Source organism: Thermodesulfitimonas sp. (genome assembly GCF_052743955.1).
This window is the reverse complement of sequence record NZ_JBRAIN010000043.1, coordinates 10,741-14,310: the sequence shown is the minus strand read 5'-3', so window position 1 is coordinate 14,310 and position 3,570 is coordinate 10,741. Positions and strand designations below refer to the sequence as shown.

Sequence of the window (3,570 nt, the reverse complement as noted above, 5' to 3'; positions counted from 1 at the left end):
TAATGTATCCTGTTACCCCTACTCAAATTTTACTCGAACAGTAACAAATGTTTTACCACCTTTCGTTCGCTTTCCCGCCACACCCGCCACCTTCAGACTAAATCCGCTGATAAAAGCACATAATACTGTTTTGGAGGGAAAGCATGGAACAAGCCGAGCTTAAAGCCGTGGTCGAAGCGTTACTAGACAGCGACAAAAACCTCTGGGGTTACGGGATTCGGATCGATGTAGACCGTAATACCGTTTACCTAACCGACGTGGTGGACACCCTTAGTGAAAAAGAATACTTGACGGCGTCGGTAAGGGCTATCCCCGGCGTAGACCAGGTGGTGACCGATATCGCCATCAGCACGGACGGCGCAATTGACGATGGCGCGGTCCTGGAAGAGGTCGCCGAAGAGTTGCGCGTGGCCGGAGTGAACCTTAAGCACATCGGCACCAAGGTGAAGGATGGCGTTGTCACCCTCACCGGAAGAACGGACGACCCAGCAGAACTGGATACGGCACGCAAGGCGGCAGCGAAAGCCCGGGGGGTAAAAAAAGTTACCGCTGCCGTCAGCCTATCTAAGGGTAACCAAGAAACACTCACCACTATTTTCCATAGCCAAGTAAGAAACGACCGAGAAGAGGAAAAGGATTAAGCTTGGCAAAGTATCTTTTGGGCCAATGTGAAATCAGAAGGCTTATCGACATCGATCCCGATCTCGGGCCAGGGCGTAACCACCACCCGCCCCCGAACGCCTAAAAAACGGGCTACCTTCCGCTCCGCTTGGGTCAGCGACAAACGTCCCAAAACGTACCGGAACAAAAGGCCTGGACCCACAACCAGTGCCAGACGCAGCGGTTTCTTGCGGAGGCGAACAAAGTCCTGGGCCCGGCCCAGCGCTTTTTTCAGCGCGCCGGGATCGACCAGTCCAACGTTGCCGCCGGTGAAAACTCCTTCTCTCAAGCGGACGTAAGTGCGCTTAACTCCCGGGTAGGCCCTTTCCACGGCATCCCGCGGAACAACAGAATAGTAGACATCGGCATCGTGGCGGGCGCACAACCGCAAGAACCCCTCTACCGCCACTGGTGTGAGGAGCGGGATATCTCCCGTCGTCACCAATACCCGGGCGGCGCCAGATACAGCCTCTAACCCTGCCGCCAGGTTCTCGATCATGTTCCCTTGGGGGGGAATGATGGTAACCCGCGCGACGGGAAATTCTTTTTGCAGCCCCCCAGGACCGACAACCACAACCTTGCTGATAACTGCAGAATCAAGCAGCGCCTGGATCACGTACGCCGCAAGGGGCCGCCCGCACAGATCGATCAAGGCTTCGTAGGACACCGGCGAAATCTCGCGCAGCGGCCCGCTGTTAAGGGCTCCCGCCAGAACAACCGCTGGAATCATTATTTAGCGCTCCTTCAGCGTGCTTAAGAGGCTGCTTTCAGCATTCTCAATATGCTCGCGGGCTAACTGCGCCGCGAGTTCGCTGTTCCGTTCCGAAATAGCCTCGACGATTTTCCGGTGTTCCTCAACCGCCTCGCGGGTTCTACCCGGACGGGAGAGGGTGGTCATCCGGAAGCGTTGGAGCTGGTCCTGGAGGTTAGTAATGATCTGGATTAGCCAGTTGTTACGGCTGGCCCGGTAGATAATATCGTGAAACCGCGTATCCCGCGCTACAATTATCTCGATGTCTTGCGTCTCGCTTACCTCGCCGATTTCCACCAGGGACCGTTCCAGTTCTTCAAGCTCCTCTTCCGTAATCCGCTCTGCCGCAAGGCTTGCCGCCAGAGCCTCGAGCGCCGCCCGGACTTCGAAAACGTCCGCGATATCCTTCACGGTGATACCGGCAACATAAGCGCCACGGCGGGGAAGCATTACCACGAGACCTTCAAGCTCGAGTTTACGGATCGCCTCCCGTACAGGAGTCCGGCTTACCCCTAATTCCGCCGCAAGCTGCACCTCCATCAGCCGCTCGCCCGGTTTTAATACCCCTTTGATAATCGCCTCCCGGAGGGATTCGAAAACCACCTCCCGGAGGGGTTTATAGTTATCGAGCTTCACCGGCAAAAGCCGTTGCTGTTGCAGATGGCATCACTCCCCCAAAATACTCGCCCCGGCCACAAGACATTAGCCCGCGCCGCGCGGGCTCTCCTCCCGGCGTTCGAGGCCTGCCGCCGCCGTAGCAGTCACAATCACCCGGAGATCCCGCCTCCCCAAAAACTGCGCCGCTTGGGACGCCGCCTCAACTGAAGGGAAAAGCCCGTAAAGCGTAGGCCCGCTGCCCGACATGAGCGCGGCGAGCGCGCCAGCCTCTCTTAACTCCCGCTTTAAACGAGCCAGCTCCGCGTGTTTCCTGAAGATAACTGCCTCGAAGGTGTTACTGCAATATCCTAACGCCTCGCGCCACGCGCCACGCTCAAGCGCCGCGGCCATTGCCGCAGCCACCGGTTCCCCTTGCGGAGCCAAGAGGTCGTAATCGCGGTAAGCCTCACCCGTAGAAATCCCGTACGGCGGCTTTAAAAGGAGAACTCCCAGTTCCGGTAGCGCAGGCAAGCGGCGTATCCGCTCTCCCCTGCCCGTGACCAGCGCTGTGCCGCCTGTGAGGCAAAAAGGAATATCGGCCCCGATTTCTGCCCCCAGGGCCGCCAAAAACGCGGCGTCGCACCCCAACCCCCAGAGCTCATTCAACCCCACCAGGGTAGCAGCAGCATCGGCCGACCCCCCACCGAGCCCCGCGGCCACAGGTATCCGCTTAACAAGCGTGATCACCGCCCCCCCCCGGTAGCCAGTTACTTCGGCCAGACGCCTGGCTGCCCGGACTACCAGATTTGCCTCGCCCTCCGGCACCGGCTCACCCACCACCGTGAGGGTTAAACCTGCTGCCGCCTCCAAGAATATATCGTCACCTACCGCCAGGCTCTGCATTACCGAGGCTATCTCGTGGTAACCGTCGGCGTAGCGCCCAAGGATATCGAGACAAAGATTAACTTTTGCCCGTGCGATATAGCCAATAGCCACTTAACATTACTCACATACCGGGAGCCGCTTTTTCATAAACTTTACACAAAAAGCCTTGTAGAAGCAAGAGCTTTAAAAGCGCGACTGGAAGATAGGGGGTAAGGCCCTTTGCTTTTCGCTCCTGTTCTGGTAACTGGCCATCTCTACGTTTCCACCTTAACGGGCAATCAGGCCCTCTTTCTTCTCCTCCTCAGCCTCCTTGCCGGCACCGGAACGCTACTCGGCGCGGCCCTTGCCCTCCTTATCCCCTTCGACTGCATGCTGCCCTTCCTTGCCGGCTTCGCCGGTGGTGTCATGAGTAGCGTCGCGGCCTGCGAACTTCTCCCCACCTCGGTAGCGCTCGGCGGCTCCGGTGCCGCCCTGGCGGGATGCCTTACCGGCGGCGCCTTCCTTTTTTCTGCGACCCCCTTTTACCCCATCACCCAGGAGCCCAAGACGAATACCGGCGCCTCGGCTGGCTCTTATTTACCGCTATCGCCCTCCATGACCTCCCAGAAGGAATCGCCCTCGGCACTGGCGGCACAACCACAGCGAAACTCGGCATCCTGCTGGCCATCGCGCTCGGG

At 58.5% G+C, this 3,570-nt stretch carries 5 protein-coding genes; 2 read left to right on the top strand and 3 right to left on the bottom strand.

Annotated elements, in window-relative coordinates; translation table 11 throughout:
- Nucleotides 1-143: 143 nt before the first annotated feature.
- Entirely contained in the window at nt 144-641 is a 498-nt protein-coding gene (locus tag ACUVTA_RS05215; protein WP_445951916.1) for a BON domain-containing protein, read from the top strand.
- Here the strand turns inward: ACUVTA_RS05215 and ACUVTA_RS05210 are convergent.
- The 3 genes from ACUVTA_RS05210 to ACUVTA_RS05200 form a co-directional block, all read right to left on the bottom strand.
- Nucleotides 638-1,390: a nucleotidyltransferase family protein gene (locus tag ACUVTA_RS05210; protein ID WP_445951915.1), complete on the bottom strand. Its 753-nt coding sequence runs from the start codon at nt 1,388-1,390 to the stop codon at nt 638-640. The two genes, ACUVTA_RS05215 and ACUVTA_RS05210, sit on opposite strands and share 4 nt — an antisense overlap.
- Before the next feature lie 3 nt (nt 1,391-1,393).
- Nucleotides 1,394-2,047 (bottom strand): GntR family transcriptional regulator, encoded by a 654-nt coding sequence (locus ACUVTA_RS05205; RefSeq protein WP_445951914.1) that lies wholly within the window; start codon nt 2,045-2,047, stop codon nt 1,394-1,396.
- A 66-nt stretch (nt 2,048-2,113) separates the two neighbouring features.
- Nucleotides 2,114-3,004 carry a 4-(cytidine 5'-diphospho)-2-C-methyl-D-erythritol kinase gene (locus ACUVTA_RS05200; protein WP_445951913.1) on the bottom strand — a complete coding sequence of 297 codons (891 nt, stop codon included), beginning with the start codon at nt 3,002-3,004 and terminating at the stop codon, nt 2,114-2,116.
- Between the two features lie 108 nt (nt 3,005-3,112).
- Here ACUVTA_RS05200 and ACUVTA_RS05195 point away from each other — a divergent pair.
- On the top strand, nt 3,113-3,570 hold a 458-nt coding region (locus ACUVTA_RS05195), incomplete at its 3' end, for a hypothetical protein (RefSeq protein ID WP_445951912.1).

Excerpts from the sequence above, each read along its gene's own strand:
- ACUVTA_RS05215 (WP_445951916.1), top strand. The coding sequence starts at position 144 with ATGGAACAAGCCGAGCTTAAAGCCGTGGTCGAAGCGTTACTAGACAGC.
- ACUVTA_RS05210 (WP_445951915.1), bottom strand. The coding sequence starts at position 1,390 with ATGATTCCAGCGGTTGTTCTGGCGGGAGCCCTTAACAGCGGGCCGCTG.